Origin of the sequence: Flavobacterium muglaense, assembly GCF_014305155.1 — a bacterium.
Taxonomy (GTDB): domain Bacteria; phylum Bacteroidota; class Bacteroidia; order Flavobacteriales; family Flavobacteriaceae; genus Flavobacterium; species Flavobacterium muglaense.
Window position 1 is genome coordinate 11,297 of record NZ_JACRUK010000030.1, and the last position, 24,320, is coordinate 35,616.

At 34.8% G+C, this 24,320-nt stretch carries 21 protein-coding genes; 11 read left to right on the top strand and 10 right to left on the bottom strand.

What is annotated here, in order from left to right; genetic code table 11:
* Position 1: 1 nt before the first annotated feature.
* The 3 genes from H8R24_RS11965 to H8R24_RS11975 all read left to right on the top strand — a co-directional run bounded on the left by H8R24_RS11965 (position 2) and on the right by H8R24_RS11975 (position 5,119).
* Positions 2–2,434: an LTA synthase family protein gene (locus tag H8R24_RS11965; protein ID WP_225876816.1), complete on the top strand. Its 2,433-nt coding sequence runs from the start codon at positions 2–4 to the stop codon at positions 2,432–2,434.
* On the top strand, positions 2,431–3,696 hold the full coding sequence (locus H8R24_RS11970; RefSeq protein WP_187019364.1) for a YaiO family outer membrane beta-barrel protein: 1,266 nt from the start codon (positions 2,431–2,433) through the stop codon (positions 3,694–3,696). The genes H8R24_RS11965 and H8R24_RS11970 overlap by 4 nt, the downstream gene beginning before the upstream one ends.
* Before the next feature lie 70 nt (positions 3,697–3,766).
* The gene (locus H8R24_RS11975; RefSeq protein ID WP_187019367.1) at positions 3,767–5,119 is read left to right on the top strand and encodes a DEAD/DEAH box helicase; all 1,353 of its coding nucleotides are present in this window, start codon (positions 3,767–3,769) and stop codon (positions 5,117–5,119) included.
* A gap of 60 nt (positions 5,120–5,179) precedes the next feature.
* Here the strand turns inward: H8R24_RS11975 and H8R24_RS11980 are convergent, their stop codons facing one another.
* Positions 5,180–6,289, bottom strand: a complete 1,110-nt coding sequence (locus H8R24_RS11980; protein WP_187019369.1) for a lactonase family protein — start codon at positions 6,287–6,289, stop codon at positions 5,180–5,182.
* Between the two features lie 172 nt (positions 6,290–6,461).
* On the opposite strand from H8R24_RS11980, the gene H8R24_RS11985 reads away from it, so the two are divergent.
* Genes H8R24_RS11985 through H8R24_RS12000 form a run of 4 tightly spaced genes read left to right on the top strand, consistent with a single transcriptional unit; the run spans position 6,462 to position 10,677 of the window.
* On the top strand, positions 6,462–8,390 hold the full coding sequence (locus tag H8R24_RS11985; RefSeq protein WP_187019372.1) for a BatA domain-containing protein: 1,929 nt from the start codon (positions 6,462–6,464) through the stop codon (positions 8,388–8,390).
* A gap of 42 nt (positions 8,391–8,432) precedes the next feature.
* Complete coding sequence (locus H8R24_RS11990; RefSeq protein WP_187019374.1) at positions 8,433–9,686, top strand: dihydroorotase; 1,254 nt, start codon at positions 8,433–8,435, stop codon at positions 9,684–9,686.
* Between the two features lie 6 nt (positions 9,687–9,692).
* On the top strand, positions 9,693–10,025 hold the full coding sequence (locus H8R24_RS11995) for a hypothetical protein (protein ID WP_187019377.1): 333 nt from the start codon (positions 9,693–9,695) through the stop codon (positions 10,023–10,025).
* A 4-nt stretch (positions 10,026–10,029) separates the two neighbouring features.
* Complete coding sequence (locus H8R24_RS12000; protein ID WP_187019379.1) at positions 10,030–10,677, top strand: alpha/beta hydrolase; 648 nt, start codon at positions 10,030–10,032, stop codon at positions 10,675–10,677.
* Positions 10,678–10,724: 47 nt separating this feature from the next.
* Here the strand turns inward: H8R24_RS12000 and H8R24_RS12005 are convergent, their stop codons facing one another.
* Both H8R24_RS12005 and H8R24_RS12010 read right to left on the bottom strand, forming a co-directional pair.
* Positions 10,725–11,228, bottom strand: coding sequence for a hypothetical protein (locus tag H8R24_RS12005; protein ID WP_187019382.1), 504 nt, complete (start codon positions 11,226–11,228; stop codon positions 10,725–10,727).
* Between the two features lie 11 nt (positions 11,229–11,239).
* Positions 11,240–12,004, bottom strand: coding sequence for an MBL fold metallo-hydrolase (locus tag H8R24_RS12010; protein ID WP_187019385.1), 765 nt, complete (start codon positions 12,002–12,004; stop codon positions 11,240–11,242).
* Positions 12,005–12,100: 96 nt separating this feature from the next.
* Between H8R24_RS12010 and H8R24_RS12015 the strand changes: the two genes are divergently transcribed.
* The 3 genes from H8R24_RS12015 to H8R24_RS12025 are packed head-to-tail and all read left to right on the top strand — an operon-like array spanning position 12,101 to position 15,157.
* Positions 12,101–13,561, top strand: a complete 1,461-nt coding sequence (locus H8R24_RS12015) for a TonB-dependent receptor (protein WP_187019387.1) — start codon at positions 12,101–12,103, stop codon at positions 13,559–13,561.
* A gap of 49 nt (positions 13,562–13,610) precedes the next feature.
* Positions 13,611–14,546, top strand: coding sequence for a hypothetical protein (locus H8R24_RS12020; protein WP_187019390.1), 936 nt, complete (start codon positions 13,611–13,613; stop codon positions 14,544–14,546).
* On the top strand, positions 14,543–15,157 hold the full coding sequence (locus H8R24_RS12025; protein WP_187019392.1) for a hypothetical protein: 615 nt from the start codon (positions 14,543–14,545) through the stop codon (positions 15,155–15,157). Before H8R24_RS12020 ends, H8R24_RS12025 begins: the two co-directional genes overlap by 4 nt.
* A 105-nt stretch (positions 15,158–15,262) precedes the next feature.
* Here H8R24_RS12025 and bcp read toward each other — a convergent pair whose 3' ends face one another.
* Entirely contained in the window at positions 15,263–15,715 is a 453-nt protein-coding gene (gene bcp, locus H8R24_RS12030) for a thioredoxin-dependent thiol peroxidase (protein WP_187019395.1), read from the bottom strand.
* Positions 15,716–16,094: 379 nt separating this feature from the next.
* On the opposite strand from bcp, the gene H8R24_RS12035 reads away from it, so the two are divergent.
* Entirely contained in the window at positions 16,095–16,745 is a 651-nt protein-coding gene (locus H8R24_RS12035) for an endonuclease III domain-containing protein (RefSeq protein ID WP_187019397.1), read from the top strand.
* Positions 16,746–16,827: 82 nt separating this feature from the next.
* Here the strand turns inward: H8R24_RS12035 and H8R24_RS12040 are convergent, their stop codons facing one another.
* From H8R24_RS12040 to H8R24_RS12065, 6 genes are all read right to left on the bottom strand, one after another.
* Positions 16,828–16,971: a hypothetical protein gene (locus tag H8R24_RS12040; RefSeq protein WP_187019399.1), complete on the bottom strand. Its 144-nt coding sequence runs from the start codon at positions 16,969–16,971 to the stop codon at positions 16,828–16,830.
* Positions 16,972–17,018: 47 nt separating this feature from the next.
* A complete protein-coding gene (locus H8R24_RS12045) occupies positions 17,019–17,603 on the bottom strand; it encodes an RNA polymerase sigma factor (RefSeq protein WP_187019402.1) in 585 nt (194 codons plus the stop codon).
* Positions 17,604–17,896: 293 nt separating this feature from the next.
* Positions 17,897–18,652, bottom strand: coding sequence for a glycoside hydrolase family 16 protein (locus H8R24_RS12050; RefSeq protein WP_187019404.1), 756 nt, complete (start codon positions 18,650–18,652; stop codon positions 17,897–17,899).
* Positions 18,653–18,655: 3 nt separating this feature from the next.
* Positions 18,656–20,953: a beta-glucosidase BglX gene (bglX, locus tag H8R24_RS12055; protein ID WP_187019406.1), complete on the bottom strand. Its 2,298-nt coding sequence runs from the start codon at positions 20,951–20,953 to the stop codon at positions 18,656–18,658.
* Between the two features lie 74 nt (positions 20,954–21,027).
* Entirely contained in the window at positions 21,028–22,674 is a 1,647-nt protein-coding gene (locus H8R24_RS12060; RefSeq protein ID WP_187019408.1) for a glycoside hydrolase family 16 protein, read from the bottom strand.
* An 11-nt stretch (positions 22,675–22,685) separates the two neighbouring features.
* On the bottom strand, positions 22,686–24,311 hold the full coding sequence (locus H8R24_RS12065; protein ID WP_187019422.1) for a hypothetical protein: 1,626 nt from the start codon (positions 24,309–24,311) through the stop codon (positions 22,686–22,688).
* Between the last annotated feature and the right edge of the window lie 9 nt (positions 24,312–24,320).

Sequence of the window (24,320 nt, forward strand, 5' to 3'; positions counted from 1 at the left end):
TATGATGAAGATTAAATCCTTTTTAAGTAACTGTTTTCCCTATGTTTATTTAACGATTTCGTTAATTATTGCTTTTTGGTTCATTAGCGGCTATGAAATTTATATGAAAATCGCTAATGGAATTGCACTACAAAACGTTCCTACAACGCTGTTGTATAAATTCATTAATGATTTTGGAATCGGTATCCTCATTGGATTATTATTTTTTCCGTTGTTTGCCCTTATTTATTTTATAAAAAAAACATGGAGCTTAACATTCATCAAAGTCTTTTTCTTTTTACTGATCATAGGGCAGTATTCGTTAGTAAAATACAACCTTACAACCCTTGTCAACTTAGGAGCTGATGTATTAGGATATTCGTATAATGACATGTACACCACGGTGACTGCATCTGAGTCATTTTCAATCCTATATTTCATTCCTTTCATCGCCTTCCCTCTTGTTTTACTGGCAATCAACAACATATTCTTAACTCATGTAACGCCTAAAAAGGCATATATTGTTTTAGGAATTGCCGTCCTTGCTTGTGGTGCAGTAAAACTAACTGTGCCGGATCTATCTGACACAACTTATAAAAATAAATTGTTCTTTTTTGTGAATGATATTTTTCGTTTTCAAACTGACAAAAGTGCTTTTAATGCCGCCGATTTATTTTATAAAAAAGAATATCCATTAGTTCAGCCTTTTGACGCTACACCTGATGTTTTAGGTCCTTTTTTCGAAATAAAAGAAGAAAAACCAAATATTATTATGATTATCGTAGAAGGTTTAGGAGCTGAATTTATTGGTAAGAATGCCAATCGAGGTTTCACCCCATATCTCGATTCTTTAATTCCAAAATCGCTGTATTGGGAAAATTTTGTTAGTAATGCTGGTCGAACTTTTGGTGCCTTACCTTCTATTTTAGGTTCATTGCCTTACGGCGAAAAAGGATTTTTAGAACTCAATCCACTACCATCCAATATTTCCTTAGTTAGCATCCTAAAAGCAAATGATTATACAACCTCCTTTTATTGCGGAGACGAATCGAGTTTTGACCGAAAAATAAACTTCTTAGAATACAATGGCATTCAAAACGTAGTGGATATTAATAAATTTGGCCCTGGCTACGAAATGACAAAAGCCAATGCTGGTGGTTTCTCATGGGGATATCCTGATGGTGAAATATTTAAAAAAACCTTATCCGACTTAAATTCAAAAAAACTACCTCGCCTTGATGTGATCATGACACTTACAAACCATGAACCATTTGACTTTCCGGAGAAAAAGGAATATTTAAAAAAAGTAGATGCAATTATCAACAGCAACAAAACACTTGAATTATCAAAATCTGAGGTTGAAACATATAAAGACATCTATGCTTGTCTTTTATACACTGACAATTCTATTAAAAACTTCATAGAAGCCTATTCAAAAAGACCCGAGTATAAGAACACCATTTTTGTGATCACAGGAGATCACAGGCTTATTCCGATTGCTCAAAAAGACAAACTTTGTAGATTTCACGTTCCGCTGTACATTTACAGTCCGTTATTAAAAAAACCAAAGTCGTTTAAATCAATCTCCTCTCATTGGGATATTACGCCCAGTTTAGTCTCATTTTTAATGAATAATTACAAAATGAACAAGATGGAAAAAACTGCTTGGATGAGCACGGGATTAGACACGGTTCAAAAGTTCAGAAACATCCATACCATTCCGATTATGCAAAATAAAGGAAGTATCAATGAATTAATCTTAAAAAACTACCTCTACTCTGATGGTGATTTGTTTAAAATAAAAGAAAACTTTGAAATCTCAGAAGTAAATGATTCTGAAATGTTACAAACCATATCCGACAGTTTAAAATCGGCTAAAAAGTTAAACGCATATCTGACTCAGAAAAACAAAATTATACCCAATTCGATAAATATTTATACTAAAGCTGCCTTTGAATTTTCTAAGGAAGAACTAAAAACAATAAAACAACTAACCGAAGGACTAAACTACGATCAAATATTTATGCGTGCTCGTGAATTTGCCTTCAACAAGGAACGCAATAAAGCACGATTACTCTGCAATTATGTTTTAAATGAATTCCCTAATTATGCAGATGTAAGAACGTTAAAAGGGCGTACATTAGCCTGGGACAAGCAATACCCAAAAGCCGAAGTTGAATTCCTAGAAGTCATTAAAAGAACCCCTTTTTACAGCGATAGCTACCTTGCTTTAATGGACATGTATTGGTGGTCTGACCAAAATGAAAAAGGAATTTTAGTTGGTAAAAGAGGGCTTGCAAACAAAGTGGATGCACCTGAATTAGCCGGTAAATTAGCCCAAGCTTATTTTAGAACAAACAATATTCCTAGAGCTAAAAAAATCATTGACAGTGTGATTAACAAGCATCCAAAAAATTCAGAATTACTCAAAATTAAAAAATCCTTTGCCGAATGATTTCAATAAAGACATTAAAAACGACCCTATTCATTGCCCTTGCTGTAATTTTTCAATCTCAAGGACAAGTACAAAAGTACAATGGGAATCCAGACACTTCCTTTGAAACTGCGCGCAAACTAGCGTTCAACAAGCAACGCAAGCAAGCGCAAGATACTTTGAATAACATTCTTACTAAATATCCTAATTACCATGATATTCGTATGTTTCTTGCGACCACCTACTCTTGGGATGGGGATTATAAAAGAGCGCGTATTGAATTCAGTTATGTTATTGAGAAAGACCCCAAAAACAAACCCAATTGGATTGCAGCTTTGAAAAACGAATTGTGGGCCGAAAAACCATATACTGCATTAGAAATGATTCCCGAAGCTTTAAAAAGTTTTCCCAATGATCCTGAAATATTGTATCAAAAAGCATCTGCTTTGGAAGCGGCTAACAACCCTCAGGAGGCGTTAAACACCTTAGAATCTATTCTAAAAAAAGATCCTAATAACAAAGAGGCCAAGGATTATATCTACAGTTTAGGAACCCGATTGCGAAAAAACACCATTGGAGTTAGAGCCGAAGTAGATATCTACAATGAAACTTTTGACCCAATGCAGTATTACACCTTGAGCTATGGTAGGCAAACTAAATACGGATCAATAATTGCTAAATACAATTTTACTAGACGTTTTAGCGAAAACGGATCGCAAATTGAGGTTGATTTATACCCAAGAATCACAACCGGGCTGTATGCTTATTTGAATGTAGGATATGCCAATACCTTCCTGTTTCCTGACCTAAGATATGGAGGAGAATTGTATAAAACACTGCCACATAGTTTAGAAGTATCAGCAGGATTTCGATCATTACAATACAGTACGACAACAAATATTTACACCGGGTCTATAGTATGGTATGCCGGAAATAGCTTTTACTCGTTTCGTCCTTATTTTACTCCAGGCGAATCAGGCACTAGTACATCGGGAACATTCACTTATCGAAAATACCGCTCTGATGCCGATAATTTTTTCGGGGTTTCCTTTGGAATGGGGTTTTCACCAGAGTTTAATCAATTCAATGCCAGTTTAACAGAAGCGCCAATTATAGATCTGAAATCACAAAAAATAAATTTAAGTTACAACTTTACTACGCACAACAAGCAAAATGCTTGGGGAGCACAACTAGGTGTGACGCATCAAGAAATTAGTTTTGACCCAGGAAACTACTTTTGGATTTATCAATTTTCATTAATTTGGGACATTCGTTTTAGATAAAACCAGTAGATTTTACACAATTAGCAACTTTACATTCAAAAAACGTATCTTTGCACAAAATATACGTTTTATGACCACTTTCGAGCAATTAAATCTACCCAAATCAGTCCAAAAAGCAATCGACGATTTAGGGTTTACATCCCCAACTCCTATACAGGAAAAAACTTTTTCTGTGATAATGTCTGGCCGTGATATGATGGGAATTGCACAAACAGGAACTGGAAAAACTTTTGCCTATTTATTACCCCTTTTAAAGTTATATAAATTTACACCAGGACATACTCCTAAAATTGTAATTCTAGTTCCTACCCGTGAACTAGTAGTACAAGTTGTAGAAGAAGTCGAAAAATTAACCAAATACATGTCGGTTCGTACCGTAGGTATCTTTGGTGGGGTGAATATCAATACTCAAAAAACTACTGTTTATAAAGGTTGCGACATCCTAGTAGGAACTCCAGGTCGAATCATGGATTTAACGCTAGACAACGTAATCCGTTTTGAAGAAATGCAAAAACTGGTTATTGATGAGTTTGATGAGATGCTTAACCTAGGTTTTCGTACCCAGTTGACAGCCATTTTAGCAATGATGCCAAAAAAACGTCAAAACATATTATTCTCAGCAACAATGACAGATGAAGTTGATGCGATCTTGAATGATTATTTTGATTACCCAGAAGAAGTCACTCTTTCGGCATCTGGAACACCATTGGAAAACATCAAACAATTGATGTACAATGCGGCCAATTTTAACACTAAAATAAACCTTTTAAAATACTTATTACAAGAAAACGAAGACATGAGTCGTGTTTTGGTTTTTGTAAACAATAAAAAAATATCGGATATGGTTCACGACCGTATCGAAGAAGATTTTGAAGGACAATTTGGAGTAATACACTCTAATAAATCTCAAAACTATCGTTTGAGTACTATGGCTTCGTTTCAAGAAGGAAACCTACGTGGTTTGATTACTACTGACATTATGGCGAGAGGTCTTGACATTTCGAACATTACACATGTAATCAATTTTGAAATGCCTGAACTTCCTGAATTATACATGCACCGTATTGGTAGAACTGGGCGTGCCGATAAAACAGGTACAGCGATTAGCTTTGTAGCTCCACGTGAAGAGGAGTACAAAGTAGAAATCGAACTCTTGATGAATATGGAGCTTAATCCTGAAGCCTTCCCAGAAGCAGTTGAAGTTTCATCAAAATTAATCGAACCTGAAAAAGACAGACAACCCATCAAGTTTTTGATGAAAAAGAAAAAACTAGAAGGTGATGGTGCTTTTCAAGAAAAAAGTAAAAAGAACAAGAAAGTCAACTTGGGTGGACCTGGTGTAACAAAGAAAAAAACACACGGATCTGTCAATCGAAACATGCTTAAAACAAGAGATAAAAAACGAAAAGACAAAAAAAAATAGCATAAAATAAAGGCTTAAAAATGAAATTCATTTTTAAGCCTTTATTCTTTTAACAATCTTCTAGTTCTCTGTAAATACTAGACAAACTGGAGAACATAATTCTATTCTTTTTCCTGTATCAGTCAAAGCTCCTGTAAATTGATCTCTTTTAAAAATCACTACATTATTACTATATTGATGCGCTACTAATAGAAAATTACCTGTTGGATCAATAACAAAATTCCTTGGGCCTTTGCCTAATGTGCTTGTTTGTCCTTTCCATTTTAGTTTTCCGTTAGAACGAACTTCAAAAATCGATATATCATTTGCTTCTCCCCTATTTGATGCATATAAAAATTTTCCATCTGGAGAAATGTGTATATCTGCCGAGCTAAACGCTCCTTTAAAATCTTTTCCTAAAATAGATGTTTCGTCTATCTTTTTCAGTTTCCCATTCGAATATTTGAAAGTTGTTAAACTAGCATCTAATTCTTGCAAAAGGTATACAAACTGTCCATCATTACTAAAGGTAAGATGTCTAGGTCCACTTCCCGATTTTACAGCTATACTATCCGTTACTTTTAATACTTCTGGCACATCTGGATTGTATGCATACGAATACACTTTATCAACACCTAAGTCATTTGACAAAACAAACTTTTTATCTGGTGAAAAATGAACCATATGCACATGTGGTCCTTCTTGTCTTTTAGCATTTGGACCTTTACCATAATGCTGAATCATTTGCTTGGCTTCGCCAATACTTCCGTCACTTTTTTTACCAAAAACTGCTATATTTCCTCCTGAATAATTGGCTACTATAACATTTTTATCATCGTTAATGATGTAACAAGGGTCAGCTCCATTGGCATTTTGCTTATTAAGCAATTCAATTTTTCCTGTCTCAGCTGCATACCTAAAAGCGCTCACTGTACTTTCTGGACCATTTTCGTTTACAGAATAGATGAATTTATTATCCTTAGAAACCGTTAAATAACTTGGACTTACCACATTTTCAGAAACGTTTTTAAAACTAAAATCGGCGGTGGCTGTGTCAAAATTATAAACGTAAATACCTTTACTCTCACAACTATTTGTATAGGTTCCTACAACCAAATTAACGTTTTGACTTTGAGCAGAAACCTGAACTACCATTGCAAATAAAAAAAGAAAAAAGACCTTGTTTTTCATAATACTTTGTTTTTTTGAGATAGCTAAAATACATAATTAAGCTTAATTGTTTAATGCTTTTAAAAATTATAACAACAACACAATAAACTGTCAACAAATTTGTATTTTTGACTTATGTAATCCATTTAACTTCAATCGAAATATAATTCAATGAAGTAAACCTGAAAGCCGAATGCAATATAAACATCCTGAAATTTTATACTTCCTTTTTCTATTAATTGTACCTATACTGGTGCATTTGTTTCAATTAAGACGCTTTAAAAAAGAATATTTCACCAACGTTCAAATTTTAAAAGCATTAGCCGTTCAAACAAGAAAAAGTTCTACAATAAAAAAATGGCTGCTGCTTTCTTGTAGGTTACTGCTATTAACAGCTATAATAATTGCATTTGCACAACCTTTTTTTCTAGCCAAAGACAATAAAAATGCTTCAAACGAATTGTATATTATCCTTGATAATTCTTTTAGTATGCAAGCCAAAGGAAAAAAAGGAGAACTATTAAAACGAGCTGTACAAGAATTACTTGAAGACACTCCTGAAAACACTCATTTCTCACTGCTCACCAACACCGAAACGTATTGGAATACTGATATAAAGGAAATACAAAATAGCCTACAAACGCTTAGTTATAGCGCCATTCCGTTCCAGTTGGATCATTTGATTGCCAAAGTAAAATCGCATAAATCTAGTTTTAAAAAAGATATTATTGTTATTACTGACGCCATTGGTCTTGAAAAAAAACAACTAAAAGGATTAGATCAAGCCAATAAACCTTACTTTATTATTCCAAAGGCAGAACAAAAAGGCAACCTAGCAATTGACAGTGTTTATATTAGTCAAACCTTAGAAAAATTCTATGAAATTGAAGTAAAACTTTCGCGTTTTGGCGAAAATCAAAAAGAAGTTCCTATTGCGATTTACAACGATAACAAATTGATTGCAAAAACCTTAATAACATTCGAAACAAGTACAAAAACAACTCGTTTTACTATTCCTAAAAAAGAATTCCATGGCTATGTAAGCATCAGTGACAATGGACTAGCTTATGACAATGAATTGTTTTTTAGTATTTCAAAAACCAAAAAAATAAGAGCATTAAGTATCGGCGAAGTATCAAAAAATCTTTTTCTGAGTCGAATTTTTACTAAAGATGAATTTGATTTCAGTACAACTACCTTGTCTTCAATAGAATACAATGCATTAGAAAAACAAGATGTAATTGTTTTAAATGAACTAGAGGAAATCCCGCAAGCACTACAAACCACTTTAAAATCGGCTGTAGAGAAAGGAACAAATCTAGTTGTGATTCCAGCTACTCAAACTCCATTGAGTACTATCAATCCTTTTTTGAATAATTTTGGAAAACTACAGTTCAATGCATTCGAAAATAATCCAAAACGGATTACTAAAATTAATTTTGATCATCCTTTATTTAGTGGGGTTTTTGAAAATAAAATTACTAATTTTCAATACCCACAAACCAAAGGTTCGTTCCGAATTTCCGGTTCTAGTTCTGCTGCATTGTACTATGAGGATCAAAGTTCGTTTTTAACTTCCTTAGCAAAAACAAACGCGACGGTTTATGTTTTTTCGGCACCAATCAATACTGAAAATTCCAATTTTCAACAATCGCCATTGATTGTCCCTACTTTTTACAAAATGGCTGTAAACAATAACAACAGTGCGGTTACTGCCCTCACGATAGGAAACGAAAACCCATTTCTAGTTGATGTAGTATTATCGAAAGATGCTGTATTGACTGTAAAAAACAAAGCAGAACAATTTATTCCGATCCAACAAATATTAAACAATAAAGTCAAACTTACTTTTAATGATTATCCGCAGCTAGCAGGCAACTTTGAAGTGTACAACCAAAAAGAACGCCTAGAAAACATAAGCTTTAACTACAGCCGTAGCGAAAGCAATATCGAAACCAGCAATGAAAACGCGATTGCCGATTATAAAATAATAGATTCCATTAGTACAGTCTTCGATACCTTACAAACAGAGCGTACAGACAGCCAAATTTGGAAATGGTTTGCTATCTTTGCACTGTTATTTATGGCCGCAGAAATGGCAATCATACGATTCATGAAATAAAAACATTTCATTAATTACGAATAAAAAAAACACAATTCACATATGAAACTGATCATCCGAGAAGCAAAAATTATCGACCCACAAAGTCCTTTTCATAACAAAAAAGCAGATATTTTAATTGTAGATGGATTTATAAAAAAAATAGCAACTTCTATTCCCAACGAGGATAATTGTGACGAATTAAAACGAGCTAATTTACACGTCTCACAAGGTTGGTTTGACAGCAGTGTTTCATTAGGTGAACCTGGTTTTGAAGATAGAGAAACCATCTCAAATGGATTAAGCGTTGCCGCCAAAAGTGGTTTTACTGCAATCGCATTGCAACCCAACTCTTTCCCCATTATTGACAATCAATCTCAAATCCATTTTGTTCAAACAAAAGCAGCAGGGAGTGCTACCCAACTCTACCCTATTGGTGCATTAACGAAAGCAAGCGAAGGAAAAGACATGGCTGAATTGTATGACATGAAAAAAATGGGCGCTGTTGCTTTTGGTGATTATAATAAAAGCCAAGACAATGCCAATTTACTTAAAATCGCATTGCAATACGTACAAGATTTTGATGGTTTAGTTATTGCTTTTCCGCAAGATGAAAAAATAAAAGGAAACGGAGTTGCTAATGAAGGTATCGTATCAACGCGATTAGGCCTAAAAGGAATTCCAAATCTAGCCGAAGAATTGCAAATCGCTCGTAATTTATTTCTCTTGGAATACACGGGAGGAAAACTACATATACCAACCGTAACAACCGCTAAATCAGCCGAATTGATTAAAGCTGCCAAAGCCAAAGGATTAGCGGTCAGCTGCAGTGCTGCCGTGCACCATCTCGTTTTGACCGATGAAAAACTAGAAGATTTTGATACCAGACATAAAGTTTCCCCTCCATTAAGAACCGAAACCGACAGAAAAGCACTAATTGCAGCTGTAATTGACGGAACGATTGATATGATTACAACAGACCATAATCCAATCGATATTGAACATAAAAAAATGGAATTTGATGCCGCAAAAAACGGTACCATCGGTCTAGAAAATGCCTTTGGATCACTACTTACTGTATTGCCATTAGAAATCATAATTGAAAAACTAACTGCTGGAAAAACTACTTTCGGAATCGAACCTACAGTAATAACCGAAGGATCAAAAGCTAGTTTGAGCCTTTTCACAACCGAAGGAAGTAGCCGTTTTACAAAACAAGACATCTTATCCAAATCAAAAAATTCAGCTTTTCTAGGAACAGCTTTGCAAGGAAGTGTATATGGAATTGTAAACCAAGACCAATTAATTTTAGCTTAAAAAAAAATGAACAACAATACTACTGTCGAAAAAGGAAAAACCGCAGCGATTACCAGCTACATTTTAATCATTGGCGTTTTTATAGCCATGTCTATGAATGCTGATGACAAAAATTCGTTTGCCTCTTTTCACATACGTCAAGCATTGGGATTATCTATTACATTTATCTCATTAGGTCTTATAATAAGCAACTTTGACAATCCTATGATTTCTATCTCTATGTGGATTTTCTTGTCGGTATTATGGACGTACGGCATTTTTACCGCCATTAATGGCCAAACAAAACCTATTCCGTTATTGGGAAATTATTTCCAAAAATGGTTTTCAACCTTATCTTAATAAAATGAAATTATCATTAGAATACCTGATTAAAGAACCCATTGTAAAACGAGATGAAAACCCTTTACTACTGCTCCTTCATGGATATGGTAGCAATGAGGAAGATTTATTTTCTTTTGCATCTGAACTTCCCGAAGACTATTATGTAATCTCGGCTCGTGCACCACATAATATGCAATACGGTAGTTATGCTTGGTACGCTATTAACTTTGATGCCAACCAAAATAAATTCTCTGATGAAGTGCAAGCTAAGGAGTCGCGTGATCTCATTATTCGTTTCATAGACGAACTGATAGCAACCTACCCTATCGATCCAAAAAACATAATCTTAACTGGATTTAGTCAAGGTGCTATTTTGAGCTATGCAGTTGCACTATCACATCCTGAAAAGGTTCAAAAAGTGGTTGCCTTAAGTGGTTATATTAGCGAACCCCTATTTGATGAAAATTATAAAGAAAATGATTTTTCGAATTTAAAAATATATGCCTCTCACGGAACTGTTGATCAAGTCATTCCTGTTGATTGGGCTCGAAAAACAAAACCTTTTCTAGATGATTTAAAAGTTAACAGTACTTATAAAGAATATCCAATAGGTCATGGCGTTTCACCGCAAAACTTCTATGATTTTAAAAAGTGGCTATTAGAAGAATAGTTCGAAAACGAAAAAGGTTCCAATCCAATTGGAACCTTTTTCGTTTTTTATTGTTTTTGGTATAAAAGGGATTGAATGACTTCAAATGAAATGGTTTGATCATCATTTACAAAGTACTTCAATAACACTTCTCCCCAAATTTCTCCATCGCTATAATCAGCTATAATCCATCGGTGATTTAAAACTTTCACCTTATTAATGATAAATTTATTAGCTCCTATTTGGTCTTGACCTACATACGGATTCCCTTTTGGATTCGAATTCAAATCTAGTAATTGATCCTTCACATACGGAATTAATTTTTCGTACTGAATTGTCTTAGCAGCACCTGCAGCGTCAAAATAATTTTGTGCGTTTTCATTTTTTTCTAATGAAAAATAATTCGCATCTGTAAGCTTTGTAGTCATCGAATTCAAGCTATCTTTCAGCTTTTTAGTTGTTTTTTCGTATCGTTGTTGTTCAAATTCAACCTCTTTACTTAAAAACATATAGGTATAGACATTGAATAATGCTAATAAAATAACAGCGTATAGCAATAATGATTTTTTCATTCTAAGTTTAATTAAATTGTAATTTCTAAGTTATCAAATGCAAGATAAACGTTTTTAGGCAACTTTTTTTGCACCTCTTCATGAAAACCTAATAAATGGCTAATATGAGTTAAATAAGCCTTTTCTGGCTGAATCAAAGCAATGAAATCCAGTGCTTCTTCTAAATTAAAATGTGAAAAATGATGTTCTTCGCGCAAAGCATTCACGACCAATACTTTTACTCCTTTTAACTTTTCAATTTCAACCGCCTCCACCGTTTTAACGTCGGTCAAATAAGCAAAATCATCGATTCTAAAACCAAAAACAGGTAAATTCCCATGCATGACATTTATAGGAATAGCCATTTTATTGCCAATAGCAAAAGGCTCATTATTGACAATTTCAATTGTTTTTACCGATGGAGCTCCCGGATATTTATTGACGGTTTCAAATACGTAATCAAATCGTTTTTTTAGGTTATCAATAACCCTTTGATGAGCATAAACAGGAATTTCTCCTTGTTTAAAATTAAATGGTCGAATGTCATCAATTCCAGCAGTATGGTCAGAATGTTCATGGGTAAAGAGAATTCCGTCTACTTTTTTACAATTTGACGCCAGCATTTGTTGTCTAAAATCAGGTCCGCAATCGATAACGTAAGAATAGGTTTCCCATCGAATCAAAACCGAAACACGAAGCCTTACATCCTTACTATCAATACTTTTACACACAGGATGATCACTCCCTATTATGGGAATTCCTTGTGATGTACCAGTTCCTAAAAAATATATCCTCAATTTAATGTGTTTTTTTTACAAAAATAGGATTAATTATCTTTCATAAGAAACCTATTTAATTAACTTTGTATATTATTACCCATATTTAAATCAAAAATGGATACTGCAATTAAACTAAAAGGTGACAAAGTCATCCAACAAATACCTTCAATTAAGGACAAAGCACTACGTATAAATTTGAATGAAAATATATACGGAACCTTTGCCGAGATTGGAGCTGGTCAAGAAACAGTAAGGCATTTTTTTAGATCTGGAGGCTCATCTGGAACTATTGCAAAAGCGATGTCTGCATACGATAAAGATTTTAGTGATGCCATATATGGTATTGAAAAAGATGGCCGATATGTTACTGAAAGTAGGCTTAAGAGAATGATTAATATGGAGGCCGAACTTGTTGAAAAACGATTAAGCCGCGAAAAGCATCCCAACAAAATGTTTTTCAGTTATGCTAATACAGTAGCTACCATTGATTTTGCCAAACAATTCAAAGGTCACGGATGGGTAGGAATACGCTACCAAATTGAGCCTGATGAGGATTATAACGAAATCACGCTTCACATTCGATTTAAAGAAACTGATGCTCGTTTACAACAAGAAACACTAGGGATTCTAGGAGTAAACTTGATATACGGTGCTTTCTATAAATACAACGATCCTAAAAAATTATTACGCTATTTATATGATCATTTAGACAAAGACCAGCTAGAAATTGACACGATCAATTTTTCTGGTCCACGTTTTGCCAATGTTGACAACCGTTTAATGAGCTTACAATTAGTAAAAAACGGAATGACAGATGCAGTAATGTTTGACCCTAACGGAAAAAACATTCTACCAGCAGCCATCTTATACAAAAAAAATATTCTTGCTTTAAGAGGAAGTTTTCGTCCAGTTACGAAGGTAAACATGGATATGTATGAGAAGTCACTAAATATGTTCATTGAAGAAAACAAAGTAGAGAAAGAAAATACCTTAGTGGTATTTGAAATCACCCTTTCTAATTTGCGTTCTGATGGAGAAATTGATGAAAGAGACTTTATGGATCGTGCCGAATTGCTTTGTTCGCTAGGACAAACGGTTATGATCTCTAACTTCCAAGAATATTATAAAGTAGTCGAATATTTTGCTAATTACACTAAAGCTCGTATGGGACTTGCCATGGGAGTAAACAACTTAGTAGATATTTTTGATGAGAAATACTACCGTCATTTAAGTGGTGGAATTCTGGAAGCCTTTGGAAAATTATTCTACCGCGATATGAAAGTTTTCTTGTATCCAATGATAGATGAAAATGGTGACATTATAACTTCTGAAACTTTAAAGGTGCATCCTAGAATGAAAGAATTGTACAAATTCTTTAAATTCAACGGAAAAGTGATTGACATTGACAATTATGACCCAGCAATTCTTGAAGTGTTCTCTCGCGAAGTTTTAAAAATGATTAGCGAAGGTAAACCGGGCTGGGAACCAATGCTTCCTACTGGTATTGCCGAGATTATTAAAGAGCACTACTTATTTGGCTACGACCCCAATAAACTTTTAAAAGCAACGAATTAAAAGTAATAAAAGAGTCGCGAAAATTTTATTTAACCACATAACCACAAAGATGAATCGTTATATTTTGGGTGTTATTGGTCTGTTTTTTCACTTTGGAAATGCAAAAGAACCTTTAGATAAATTAAAACTAAACGCTTTAAACAAAAAGCACCCTCTTGAAATCAAGACAGTAGCACGTACAACAGATACTGATAAAGTATTATTTTTTTCCAAGCCAATCGATAGTTCAAAATTCAATGAACGAACTACAACCATCAGTGTCAAAAAGGGGCCCGATGACGCTGTTATAAAGACAACAGTAAAAGACATCATTACCTACTACATATTTTTTGATGGCAGAATTGAAAAACACATTCCGAGACAGGTCAAGAAAGAAAATGAAAATAAATACAACTATATTTACTTTGATCGAAAAGGAAAGTCATATGATCTAGGTGCATATTCGGTCAAAAAAACACCGCTATACAGAGGAGAAGAAGGTGAATTTATCAACCTCATCAACCTAGAAGAAGTCCCTAAATACTTTAAAATAAAAAACTATCAATACCATTTTAATATTGATTCAAAACGGTCGTTTGTAAACGAACAAACATTGGCAAGCTTTTTTGGTGCCATGCTAGAGGTTAACTTCCTAGACATTAGTTGCAACGGTTTTAGCCATAGTGACGGCTCATCAAAACCTAGCAAAAGCCATATTAATGGTAATAATGGTGATTTTAAATACCTTAGAAAAGACCAATCATTACCTTGTGGAAAAGGGACTAGTTTAAACATCATTAAATCACCTGACTCGCTGGATTATGTGAGGCAAAACAAATGGAATAATGCGTTATACAAATTTGGATGGAAAGATTTCTTAGGATGGACATTGGTCAGTAGAGGCAAAAAAAAATACCTAAATCACGTACCCAAAAACACTGCCAATCATTACCATCATATTCATGTACAAGAGTACGAGCCTAATTTTAAAGAAATAAGAGAATGAAAAAAACACTATTTTTTATGCTAACGATCCTTTTTATTTCTTGTAAAAATGATACCAAAGAGGCTGCTCCAAAAGAGGAAAACACTAACCAAGTAACTATTGCTATTAGTTCAAAAAATCTTGATTCCTACTTAAAATTTGATCCAGAATTGGTTGAATACGATATTACAGGACTCGATAAAGCTGAAAAATTTACTAGTACAGCACTTTCTTTCCCTTTAAAAGAGAATGATTTTGACTATGCTAAATCAACCGACTTTGATTATTTTACAGCAAAATCATTTGAGATTGCTGCCCATACATTCAAAATCATTCTTTTTAACACCTATGGCGAGAACGACGGTAAAATTTTAAACATTCAGTTGAACAGTTATAAAGACGAAAAGTTAATAGACGCTTTACTATTGGATTGTCGTTTTACATTTGAAACAGAATATTACCGTAATTTTAAAATAGATGGAAATACTATCGAAATTAAAAAAATAAGCGTTGATAAATTAGACTTTAATGACAATGGTGATATCATTGGAAACAAGAAAGTAAACGATACCTTAACCGAAGTTGTTAAATACCAAATAAACGACAAAGGTCTATTTATTAAAAAACAATAGAACTACAAGACCAATCTAACACAAAAAAACAGATTAAATCAAGCGTTGAGGCTCATTTAATCTGTTTTTTTTTTTATGGATTTATTGTACTGCCACAAATCCTGCTTATTTCAGTATTTGATTGGCATGCTCCTTTGTCTTTACTTTTTCTATTACCTCTTCAATCACACCATTTTCGTCTATTACAAATGTGGTTCTATGGATACCATCGTATTCTTTTCCCATAAATTTTTTAGGCCCCCAAACTCCAAATGCTTCAATTACAAATCGATCTTCATCGGCTAATAACGGAAAAGGCAATTCATATTTCTCTTTGAATTTAGATTGTCTAATTGCCGAGTCGGCGCTTACTCCTAGTAAAGCATAATTACTGGCTTCAAAACGGGCAAAATTGTCTCTTAAATCACAAGCCTCAGCAGTACAACCTGGTGTACTTGCTTTGGGATAGAAAAAAACGACTAGTTTTTTCCCTTTGTAATCTTCTAGTTTGTGCGCTTTACCGTCTTGATCTACTCCCGAAAAGGATGGTGCTTGGTCTCCTTGTTTTAATGTTGTCATAATTTTGTTTTTTTTTTATTTTCTTTAAAAAATGCTAGGGCTATTTTATGGTGATTTACGTTATTTTAACCTCAAAAGTTATTATCTAAGGTCGCTATGTTTTATTACTTATTTTTTCCGCAAAGAACGTTACGATTTTCACCACAAGTGCTATGCTTTGGTTGAATAATTGTTTTATAGTGTTTTACTTTATACCCCAGATGGTACTGGAAAGCCCGTTCTGAAAGAAAACTATTTTTTTCTTGGTAAGAAGAGCGACCGCAGGAAGCTCCTTATGTCCAGTGAAAAAAAAGTTGTTTTAAAGGAGGTGAGTAACATACAGCTGGATTAGGCACATCCTAAAAATTATTCTATTTTTACAAGATATAAAATTACAAAAATGAACAAGCAGGAGCGTGTAACATTTGTTATAAATACGTTAAAAGAATTATACCCTACGATTCCTATACCACTAGATCACAAGGATCCGTATACATTGTTGATTGCGGTATTACTGTCGGCACAATGCACTGATGTGCGTGTGAACCAGATTACACCTTTGTTGTTTGCCAAGGCTGATAATCCGTATGATATGATCAAGATGACGGTCGAGGAAATTAGAGATATCATTCGTCCTTGCGGGCTTTCGCCAATGAAGTCTAAAGGAATTCATGGTTTATCTCATATTTTAATTGATAAACATGGCGGTCAAGTGCCCCAAAGTTTTGAATTTCTAGAAGAATTGCCAGCTGTGGGACATAAAACAGCTAGCGTGGTGATGTCACAGGCTTTTGGCGTGCCGGCTTTCCCTGTTGATACGCACATACATCGCTTGATGTACCGCTGGAATTTAACGAATGGGAAAAATGTAGTCCAAACTGAAAAGGATGCCAAGCGCCTTTTTCCAGAGGAAATATGGAACGATCTGCATTTACAAATTATTTGGTATGGCCGTGAATATTCGCCTGCCAGAGGATGGGATTTGGACAAAGATATTATTACAAAAACTGTGGGACGTAAGTCTGTACTAGAGGAATATACTAAAAAATAAATTTCCCTAATTTGAAATTCAAAATAGGGAAACTCATTGCGATACCTGCAATCTTAACTTTGCAAGACCTGCGTTCAACTAACTAATTTGCAATTATTTCAAAGCTTTGATTCTTGATATTGATCATGCTCACCGCTTTTGAATAACTTAATAAAAAAGAAACAATTTCTTTTTTGGGTTTCATAGTTGTTGCAACTACTGATTTTCTCGAGTAAATTTTTGCCATGTTATAATTTCTTTTTTTATAACAACGAACGAACTATTTATATATTGTCAATTTGTTAATACAATTTGATGTTTGTCAATAACTTTTCTCAAATTCAATAAAGCGTAACGCATTCGCCCTAAAGACGTATTAATGCTTACACCAGTAATTTCGGAAATTTCTTTAAAACTCATATCTTGATACATCCTCATAACCAAAACTTCTTTTTGATCCAGAGGTAACTCTTCGATTAACTTTTTTAAATCTAGCTCCACTTGAGCCGAAATTAACTGGCTCTCGATTGAAGGCTCATCATCAGACATGACTGAAAAAATAGAAAACTCCTCTGTTTCTCTAAACATGGGCATTTTTTTATTTTTTCTAAAATGATCTATAATGAGGTTGTGCGCAATACGCATTACCCAAGGCAAGAATTTACCTTCTTCATTATAAGAGTTTGATTTTAAAGTTTTGATTACTTTGATAAAAGTATCTTGAAAGATATCATTTGAAGTATCTCTATCTGCGATTTTTGAATATATAAATCCAAAAATTCTTGATTCGTGCCTTTTAATTAATGTAGCCAAGGCATTTTCGTCGCCTGATACATAGTTTTGTACCAATAAAGCGTCAGGTAATTCTAAATTAGCCATAATATACTTTTTAGTTTAAATTAAAATTTGGAGCAATTTTTCTAAAAAAAAGTAATTTTACTGAATAGGCAATGAATAGATTAAGATTAAGTTCTGAGACAAATTTAACAAAAATTTATTTTAAAATACAAATAAACTTGACGAAATAACAATATTTCTTATTAAAAGAACGTTAACAGTAGCTATCATTAAAAGTAAGGCTACAAATTTAAAGTAGTGTTCTTGGCATTATTTAAAAAAAATAGAGAAGACCAGTCAAATTTTGGCCTTCTCTATGCTACTTATTGAATCAATTATTGATATACTTTGACATAATCAACAGTAAATTGCTGTGGAAAAATGGTATCACCTACCTCTGGTCCACCAAAATTCCCTCCTATTGCCATATTTATTAAGAAATAAAAAGGCTGATTAAACGGCCATATTACATCATTTTTCTCTTTTGGTTGAAAAGTATAGACTAAAACATCATCTACAAAAAAGTCCATTTTATCCTTGGTCCAATCGATTCCATATCGATGAAAACCGTTTTCAATGCCCTCGATTTTAGTTTTCTTAGTGTTGATCGAATTCCCAAAACTATCTTGCGTATGTAAGGTTGTAAAAACCATAGCAGGCTCTTTTCCTACATATTCTAGAATATCTATTTCGCCAGATTTTGGCCAACCCACCTGATCGATATTAGCGCCAAGCATCCAAAACGCTGGCCAAATTCCCTGACCAACAGGCAACTTAGCTCGGGCTTCAAAATAACCATATTGAAACTGTTGTTTATCCTTTGTAGTGATGCGTGTTGAAGTATAAGCATCACCAACTTTTTTAGCAGTAATAACTAAGTTACCATCGATCAATTCGTGATTTTCATTCGTGTACAACTGTCGTTCGTTATTACCCCAACCACAATTGGGACATCCATCACCCAACATCACATTCCACACTTTTTCATTCAGCTTTTTTCCTGAAAAATTTTCTTCCCAAACTAATTTTCGTTTGCCTTGCTGCGCAAAACCAATTTGAGCTACAGCCAATACTATTAAAAAATGTTTCATGTTTTAGTTGTTTTTATATTCAAAATCAGCCTCTAAAGTAGCTGCAGAACTTCCTCCAACAAACAGTTTAAAATCTCCTGCTTCGGCTTCCCATTTTGAATTTGCTGTAAAATATTGAATGGTCTTTGAGTCGATTACAAAAGAAACTGTTTTAGTCTCATTTGGTTTTAATTCGATCATTTCAAATCCCTTTAGTTCTCTTACTGGTCGTGTAACAGACCCGATTAAATCCCTGATGTACAGTTGTACAACCTCTTTACCCGCTACTTTAGCTGTGTTTGTCACTTTTACTGTTGCTGTAATACTTCCTGCTTGCGCAAATGAAGGAGCTGAAATTTGTAAATCGGCATATTCGAATTTAGCATAACTTAATCCAAAACCAAAAGGATATAATGGCGTTGTTTTCTCGTCAATATAGTGCGACCAAAAAACGCTATCCTCTTCAGTCATAACCGGTCTTCCTGTGTTTTTATGATTGTAATACAAAGGCAACTGTCCTACGTTTCTAGGAAAAGTCATTGGTAGCTTACCACTTGGGTTATAATCGCCATACAATACTTGTGCAATTGCATTTCCGCTTTGCGTACCTAGCTGCCAAGCTTCAACAATAGCAGGAATATGATCTGCAGCCCATGGAATTGCCAAAGGTCTACCATTGTTTAAAACTAAAACAATATTAGGATTTACTTTATACACTTCCTCTAATAATTCTTGTTGTACACCTGGCAAACCGATATCAGCTCTACTGCGACCTTCACCAGATTGTAATCCGTGTTCACCTAAAACCATTACTACTACATCGGCAGTTTTTGCAGCAGCAATCGCTTCGGCAAATTCGCTTTTGTCAGTCGTATTAATTTTTGTTTCCCACACAAACTGTGTTCTTCCTACGGCCACATCAGCACCTTTTTTATACGTAAGTTGGTTGCCTTTGTAATTTTGCATTCCTTCTAGAAAAGAAATAGCAGTATTGTCATCAGCAGCAATTCTCCAACTTCCTAATGGACTTGTTTTATCATTAGCCAAAGCACCGATTACCACAATTTTTTGTCCTGATTTTTTAAGAGGCAATACCTCTTTGTCGTTTTTTAATAACACGATAGATTTTTTGGCCATGTCCAAAACGCCCTCTTGAAATGCAGGTTTTCCCACAGTGGCTGCCTCGCGATTCTCATCACAATATCGATATGGATCATCAAATAACCCCAACTCAAACTTTACTTTTAAAATTCTTTTAACAGCATCATCAACAACGGTTTCTTTTACTTTTCCTTCGTTTACTAAGGCTACTAGATGATCTACATAAGCGCTAGACTCCATATCCATATCCGAACCTGCATTGATAGCGATTTCGGCTGCTTGTTTACTGTCTTTGGCATAACCGTGATTCATCATTTCATTGATTGAACCCCAGTCTGACACTACAAAACCATCAAATTTCCAATCTCCTTTCAATATTTCTCTTTGCAAATATTTACTACCAGTTGCCGGAATTCCGTTCAACTCATTAAACGAGTTCATAAAGGTTCGTACTCCTGCATCAACAGCTGCTTTAAAGGGAGGGAAAATCGTATTTTGCAATACTGTTTCACTCACATCAACTGTGCTATAATCTCTTCCTGCTTCGGCAAATGCATAACCTGCAAAATGTTTGGCGCAAGCCAAAATAGTATTGGTTGCCGCCAAGTTGGTTCCCTGAAAACCTTGCACACGCGCTACTGCAATTTTACTTCCTAAAAATGGATCTTCACCAGCACCTTCCATAACTCTCCCCCATCTTGCATCTCTAGCCACATCCACCATAGGAGCAAATGTCCAGTTAAGTCCTACCGCAGCAGCTTCTTCTGCAGCAATCGCCGCTGATTTTTTTATGGCTTCCATATCCCAACTAGCCGACTCAGCCAAGGGAATAGGGCTAATTGTTTTATAACCGTGAATAACATCAAAACCAAAAACAAGAGGAATACCCAATCGTGCTTCTTCGACTGCTATCTTTTGTAAAGCACGAACATCTTTGACTCCTTTTACGTTAAGCATCGAGCCTACCAATCCCTTTTTTAGATCAGCATACTTCTTTGCCGCTTGTCCTTCTTTGGGTGTTGGTCCTGTTATTTCCCAAAAACCATTGTATTGGTTTAGCTGTCCTACTTTTTCCTCTAAGGTCATCAATTTAAGTACTGAATCTACTTTTCGTTCTAATGGATTTGCGGCGGCAAAAATGGTGGCAGGTTGCACTACTTTTTTACTGCAAGCAGCCAAAACCAATAGACTGGATGATATAATTAAAACTGACTTTCTCATTTATTTTATTTTATTAAAAAAGAAAAGGTAGGTAAAAAAACCTACCTTTTAGTATTGTTGTATTTAATATGTGTTTATTGATACACCCTTACGTAATCAATCTCCATAGAAGACTGGCTAAATGCAGGATCAATAGTTCCTCCAAATGTACCTCCCATTGCGACATTCAATATCAAGAAGAAATCTTTATTAAAAGGCAACGAGCTATCATTGGCAACCGAATGAAACAACTGATCATCAACATAAATCTTAATCGAAGTTGGAGTCCAAATCGTTTTGTACACATGATATTCTGATGCAGCATTAGCAATTGTAGTTGAATTCCCATTAGCGTTACCCCCTGATTTTCCAGGATAATGCAACGTTCCATAAATAGTAGTTGGTTGGCTGCCTTTGAATTCCATAATATCTATTTCGCCACAAGCAGGCCAAATATTAGTCGCATAGTTTTCGCCAAGCATCCAAATAGCTGGCCATGTACCCGTACCTGTTGTCAGCTTTGCTTTCACCTCAACTTTACCATAAGTAAACTCAAATTTATTCTCTGATTTTAATCTGGCTGAAGTATATCCAGTTCCAACTTTTTTGGCAGTGATTTTCAAACTACCTCCTGACACAACTGCATTATCTGAAGCATTTGTATAAGTTTGCTCTTCCGAGTTACCCCATCCACCAGCACCTAAATCATAACCCCATTTTGTAGGATCAGGAGCACCATCAGTATTAAACTCATCCGAGAATACTAACTTTGTGTAATCTGTAACGGCACTAGCCTGAGATGGTTTTGTAGTTGTAAATGTGTGGTACCATGCAATTCCAGAATCATTCCCCATGGTCGCTCTCACTACCATTCGATTCTCGGTAATTGATAAAATCTCATACGTACTTTGACCAATATAATACCCCATAAATCCACCATCAGCAATTGTCATTAAAGTACCTCTTGTTTGCGTAGCAGCATTAGGGTTTTTTGTCACAACGGATGCCGAAGGACTTAATGAAACCGATTTAGTTCCAGTTGTTGTGTAACTTAAACAACTATCATTAGAACCTGAACCACCCGCAGTACTTAAGTATGCTGCGTTGAAGAAGGTGCTACCGCCGTTATCTAAATTAAATTTCAACTGACCGTTAACATTCGAAAAAGTTAACACATTATCATATAAACAACTACTGCTAGACGCGCCTGCTTTTTCAAAAGCAGCAGCCTGATACCAGTAACCATAATAATTTTGCGTCGCATCAGAGCTGTTAGGTCCCACACCTAAATGCCCCACTTCTGAAGCAGAAAAATACCATTTTTTGGACGTTCCGCCTGTTAATAATTGAACAGCTCCATCATCACTAAAAGTACTTAGTACCTTAACCTCTACAGTTGTATTTGATGTCAATCCTCCTTTTCCTGAAGCAATAACGGTAACCGTATAAGTATTTACACCTGTGGTCGTAAAACGTTTTTCGAACACTCCACTAGGTGAGTTTTCAGAGGTTCCATCTGTAAAAACATATTTATATGATATAGCATCATCCGCTGTTACAGTAAATTTCACAACACCAGTTCCATCTCCATCAGGAGTAGCTGTTGTTTTTCCAACTATTTCATAATTAACATTTAAATTCGTTGGCCCTATCAAGTCCCCAAAAGAATAATCATCTTTGGCGCAATTTACCATCAGTAACAATGTAAGAATGGTAATTGTATTCATTAATATTTTTTTCATCTTGTATATTTTTAGTTGGATTGTTTGATATCGTCAAAATAGTAGCTTGTCCCTGTACCTCCTACATTAAAATCAGGAAATAAGATTACTCTATCGTAACTATTGGCTGCACTGAAAGATGATGCCGTAGTAAGATCAAATGTTATAATTTCCCAAGTATTAGCCACTGTTGTAGTACCTTGTACTTCAACAAACACAGTTGGATTACCGTTACCGTCTTTTGGAGAGGTCGATACTTCTGTCTTGAATAAAATTGTAGCGCCAACTTTAGGCGACCAAACAGCCACTTTTACCTTGGTTCCTTTACTAAAATCGATTTTTGAATCTAAGTCTAAACTTGCTCCAGCCCAAACTTGAGCTCCAGATGGTTTTTCGATTTTAACAACTTTATTTGAAACATTTATTCCTGATTTGTCAGGATTTGTAACTACTGAAGCTGGAATCGCTCCATAGCTTGATGATCCAAAACCAGACCAAGAATAAGTCAATGTAGTCGACTCAAAATCAATAGGCAATTCGATCAATGCCGCAGGCGTTTTATAAAAATAAATATTATCAATGAATACGCTTCCTCCAGCCCATGGTGTACCTACAAATTTCAATTGAAAGATATCAGCAACTGTTAATCCTTGACTTGTGAAAGCCGAAACTGGAATATCAATTGAAGTCCATTGATTTGCCGTTAAACTTTTAACAACTGGCTTTTCGCCATTCGTTTTACTAATAAGTGAAGTCTCGATTTTTTCTAAATCGGCAGTCCATACATCCATGTGTAAGTATTCCATTCCAGACACATCAATTGTTGTTCCATCGGCTAATGCTACTCCTTGATAACTTAATTTAATATAATTAAGCATTTTATCTCCGTTCAAATCAAATTCAGCCCAACTGCTACCTTGACCAGCTTGTCCCCAATCTGGGAAAAAATTAGTACCCGCAACATTTGTATATTTAGAACCATAGATCGAAATCACGTCTGTTGCTTGTCTATTAGGTGGTGTTGGCGCAGATGTAAAAGGTTTGTTTACCACAGTTACCGTAAAGACCTTCGTAAATTCAGTCGTTTTAATTGCAGCACTTTTAGAAACCACTCTAATCGTATACACTCCTGCATTAGCATATGTGTAAGAAGCAATCTCTCCATTATTTGCTGATACTGGGGCTGATACTCCAGCTTCTCCAAAATACACATCGTAGAATAATGCATAATCAGCAGATGCTTTTACATTTACTTTTTTAGATACTGCTAAATCATTTTCTATCGTTACTACTAAATTCTCAGGTGATTTAAAAGAGACTTCAACTTGTTGTTTCTGCTCTGTTGTTTTACCATTCACTGTTGTACCGATGATTCTTGCAGTATAAATTCCTTCTTTATAAATATGATCTACTGTTCCACCAGGATTTACGTATGCAGGATCAGTTGTACCATCACCATAGTAGATAATGTACTGCGTAACGCCTTCACCACGTGGTAAAAAAGTCACTTTACCTGTATTGTCCTGCGTCACCGTTGTCAATGCCGAAATATTAGTTGGTGCGCTAAGCGTGTCTAGATCAATAAGATCATTCTCTGTTGAGCAACTAAAAATAAGTGCAGCAACAATAAGACTTGTTATGTATTTTAAATTTTTCATCATCATGTT

What these genes read in the sequence shown, in the direction of transcription:
- H8R24_RS11965 (WP_225876816.1), top strand. Translation starts at nt 2, where the DNA reads ATGATGAAGATTAAATCCTTTTTAAGTAACTGTTTTCCCTATGTTTAT.
- H8R24_RS11970 (WP_187019364.1), top strand. Translation starts at nt 2,431, where the DNA reads ATGATTTCAATAAAGACATTAAAAACGACCCTATTCATTGCCCTTGCT.
- H8R24_RS11975 (WP_187019367.1), top strand. Translation starts at nt 3,767, where the DNA reads ATGACCACTTTCGAGCAATTAAATCTACCCAAATCAGTCCAAAAAGCA.
- H8R24_RS11980 (WP_187019369.1), bottom strand. Translation starts at nt 6,289, where the DNA reads ATGAAAAACAAGGTCTTTTTTCTTTTTTTATTTGCAATGGTAGTTCAG.
- H8R24_RS11985 (WP_187019372.1), top strand. Translation starts at nt 6,462, where the DNA reads ATGCAATATAAACATCCTGAAATTTTATACTTCCTTTTTCTATTAATT.
- H8R24_RS11990 (WP_187019374.1), top strand. Translation starts at nt 8,433, where the DNA reads ATGAAACTGATCATCCGAGAAGCAAAAATTATCGACCCACAAAGTCCT.
- H8R24_RS11995 (WP_187019377.1), top strand. Translation starts at nt 9,693, where the DNA reads ATGAACAACAATACTACTGTCGAAAAAGGAAAAACCGCAGCGATTACC.
- H8R24_RS12000 (WP_187019379.1), top strand. Translation starts at nt 10,030, where the DNA reads ATGAAATTATCATTAGAATACCTGATTAAAGAACCCATTGTAAAACGA.
- H8R24_RS12005 (WP_187019382.1), bottom strand. Translation starts at nt 11,228, where the DNA reads ATGAAAAAATCATTATTGCTATACGCTGTTATTTTATTAGCATTATTC.
- H8R24_RS12015 (WP_187019387.1), top strand. Translation starts at nt 12,101, where the DNA reads ATGGATACTGCAATTAAACTAAAAGGTGACAAAGTCATCCAACAAATA.
- H8R24_RS12020 (WP_187019390.1), top strand. Translation starts at nt 13,611, where the DNA reads ATGAATCGTTATATTTTGGGTGTTATTGGTCTGTTTTTTCACTTTGGA.
- H8R24_RS12025 (WP_187019392.1), top strand. Translation starts at nt 14,543, where the DNA reads ATGAAAAAAACACTATTTTTTATGCTAACGATCCTTTTTATTTCTTGT.
- bcp (WP_187019395.1), bottom strand. Translation starts at nt 15,715, where the DNA reads ATGACAACATTAAAACAAGGAGACCAAGCACCATCCTTTTCGGGAGTA.
- H8R24_RS12035 (WP_187019397.1), top strand. Translation starts at nt 16,095, where the DNA reads ATGAACAAGCAGGAGCGTGTAACATTTGTTATAAATACGTTAAAAGAA.
- H8R24_RS12040 (WP_187019399.1), bottom strand. Translation starts at nt 16,971, where the DNA reads ATGGCAAAAATTTACTCGAGAAAATCAGTAGTTGCAACAACTATGAAA.
- H8R24_RS12045 (WP_187019402.1), bottom strand. Translation starts at nt 17,603, where the DNA reads ATGGCTAATTTAGAATTACCTGACGCTTTATTGGTACAAAACTATGTA.
- H8R24_RS12050 (WP_187019404.1), bottom strand. Translation starts at nt 18,652, where the DNA reads ATGAAACATTTTTTAATAGTATTGGCTGTAGCTCAAATTGGTTTTGCG.
- bglX (WP_187019406.1), bottom strand. Translation starts at nt 20,953, where the DNA reads ATGAGAAAGTCAGTTTTAATTATATCATCCAGTCTATTGGTTTTGGCT.
- H8R24_RS12060 (WP_187019408.1), bottom strand. Translation starts at nt 22,674, where the DNA reads ATGAAAAAAATATTAATGAATACAATTACCATTCTTACATTGTTACTG.
- H8R24_RS12065 (WP_187019422.1), bottom strand. Translation starts at nt 24,311, where the DNA reads ATGAAAAATTTAAAATACATAACAAGTCTTATTGTTGCTGCACTTATT.